The 2,036-nt window shown below is 66.5% G+C and carries 2 protein-coding genes; both read left to right on the plus strand.

Annotated elements, in window-relative coordinates; all coding sequences use genetic code 11:
- Nucleotides 1–304: 304 nt before the first annotated feature.
- Nucleotides 305–1,360 (plus strand): hypothetical protein, encoded by a 1,056-nt coding sequence (locus VEG08_15685; GenBank protein ID HXZ29437.1) that lies wholly within the window; start codon nt 305–307, stop codon nt 1,358–1,360.
- Between the two features lie 73 nt (nt 1,361–1,433).
- Nucleotides 1,434–2,036: polyphenol oxidase family protein (locus tag VEG08_15690; GenBank protein ID HXZ29438.1), on the plus strand; the 603-nt coding region annotated here is incomplete at its 3' end.

Genomic DNA, 2,036 nt, shown 5'->3' on the forward strand with positions numbered 1-2,036 from the left:
AGATCGGCGGCGGCGCCGTTCCACACGCCGTCCTCAGACCAGAACTTGCACAGCACCGCCACCGTGATGGTGACGTGCTCCGGCTCTCGCTTCCTGCGGAACAGGTCTTTGAACACGGGGCGCCTCCGGGGGTGGTGGTTGGCATGGGGAAGCAGAGTCCACCGTCCCAACCAGGTCATATCTTAACAAAGAACCGACCGCGGTCGGATGCCTGCCGAGGTTCGAGAACCCTGGCGGAGGGCGACGCCGGGCGGCAACGGCAGGCCTTCTTGACAACCGCCGTGCCAAGCGCAAGCATGCGTGTATGAAGTGGCTATGCGGGGTGCTGCTGGCCTTGGCCCTGGGCGCGGGAGTCGGCCCCTCTCTGCTGGCGCAAGCGCCGCCGGCGTCGCCGGACATCCCCAGGCTGGTGCTGCAGCAGGTGGATGCCCGCGAGATCCATTGGGACTTTGATTCCGTCGGCCCGGTGCTCTGCGACGCCGAGGGTAACATGTACCTGCGGCCGGCGCTGGTGCTGCGCATGGACAAGAACCCCGTCTGGAAGTTCTCTCCCGAGGGCCGGAAGCTGGCGGAGTTTGCGCCGCCCATCGACACCGAGGACGCCGGCAGGGAGTTTCGCATGGGCGAGTTCACGGTCAGCAGCACCGGAGGCTTCTACACCCTCACCTATGACGGCAACGCCACCGTCGTGGATTACTTCCTGGTGAGCTACGCCTCCGACGGCGAGGTCTCCTCGAAGACCCATCTCGATCTGCCGGCGAACTTCTGGGTGGAGAAGTTCGCGGTCTTTGGGAGCGGGGACATCCTGGTCTCGGGGCACTACGACCCGCACGCGACCGAAGCGCTGCGCGGCCAGCGGCGCCTCCTGCTCCTCCAGAACAGCGGTGCGCTGGTGGGGGAGGTGGGGCTGACCGGAAAGGCGGCAGCCAAGTTCGAGGAGACGACATGGTCGAAGAAGGGAACGCTGGTCCAGGGAAGCATTCCCCAAGATTCCGTGGCCATGGGTGAGGACGGCAACGCCTACCTGTTGCGCGGACCGGAGGTGCTGGTGATCTCGCCGCTGGGAAAGCTGGTGCGAAGCATCCCGGCTTCCTCGCCGGCGGCGGAGTTCAACGCGGACTCCATTCAGTTGTCCCACGGGGTCCTCTCCGTCACCTTTGTCAAGCCCAACTTCGGCAAGCGGACGGGCATCGAGGTCATGTTCCGCACCTTCGATCCCTCCACCGGCGTGGTCCAGGCCGAATACGTCCCCGGTCCTGAGCTGAGTAATGTGTCCTTCTGCTTCTCGGCGGGCGGAGGCTACACCTTTCTTGGGAAGAAGGACGGGAAGCCGGCCCTGGTGCGCGCCTGGGTGCGCTGAGCATCCGGTACAATCCCAAACGGTGGGAACCAAGACACCAAGCACAACAGGTAAGCGCCCGCGCAAGACGGGCGTGGAGATCCTGCGCGCGGAGAAGCTGGCGCGGCTCGCCTGGCTGGTGCACGGATTCAGCACGCGGCGGGGAGGATTCTCCCGCGCCTACGGCGGCGGGGCGCTCAACCTGGGATTCACCAAGCAGGATTCGCCCAAGGCGGTCGAGCGCAATCGCGCCGCCTTCCTAAAGGAACTCAAGGCCGTGGACAAGCGCGGGCGGCCCTGGCCCCTGGTCACGCTGCGGCAGGTGCACTCGGCCACCATCCACCACATCACGCGAGCGCCCAAAGAGCGCCCCGCCGGCGACGGCCTGATCACCGACCAGCCCGGGCTGCTGCTCGCCGTCCAGACCGCCGACTGCCTGCCGGTGGTGGTGGTGGACCCGGAGCACCGCTCGGTGGGGGTCTTCCATGCCGGCTGGCGAGGCACGCTGGCGCGCATCGTGGAGAAGGGCGTCGGCGAGATGCGGCGGCGCTTTAAGAGCGATCCGCGGCGCATGCAGGCGGCCATCGGCCCGGGCATCCAAAAGTGCTGCTACGAGGTCTCGGAGGAGCTGCGCGACCAGTTCGAATCGCAGTTCGCCTATGCCGGGGAATTGTTCGACATGGTCTTCGAATCCGAC

The organism is Terriglobales bacterium, from assembly GCA_035624475.1.
Classification (GTDB): Bacteria; Acidobacteriota; Terriglobia; order Terriglobales; family Acidobacteriaceae; genus DASPRL01.

What these genes read in the sequence shown, in the direction of transcription:
- VEG08_15685 (HXZ29437.1), top strand. Translation starts at nt 305, where the DNA reads ATGAAGTGGCTATGCGGGGTGCTGCTGGCCTTGGCCCTGGGCGCGGGA.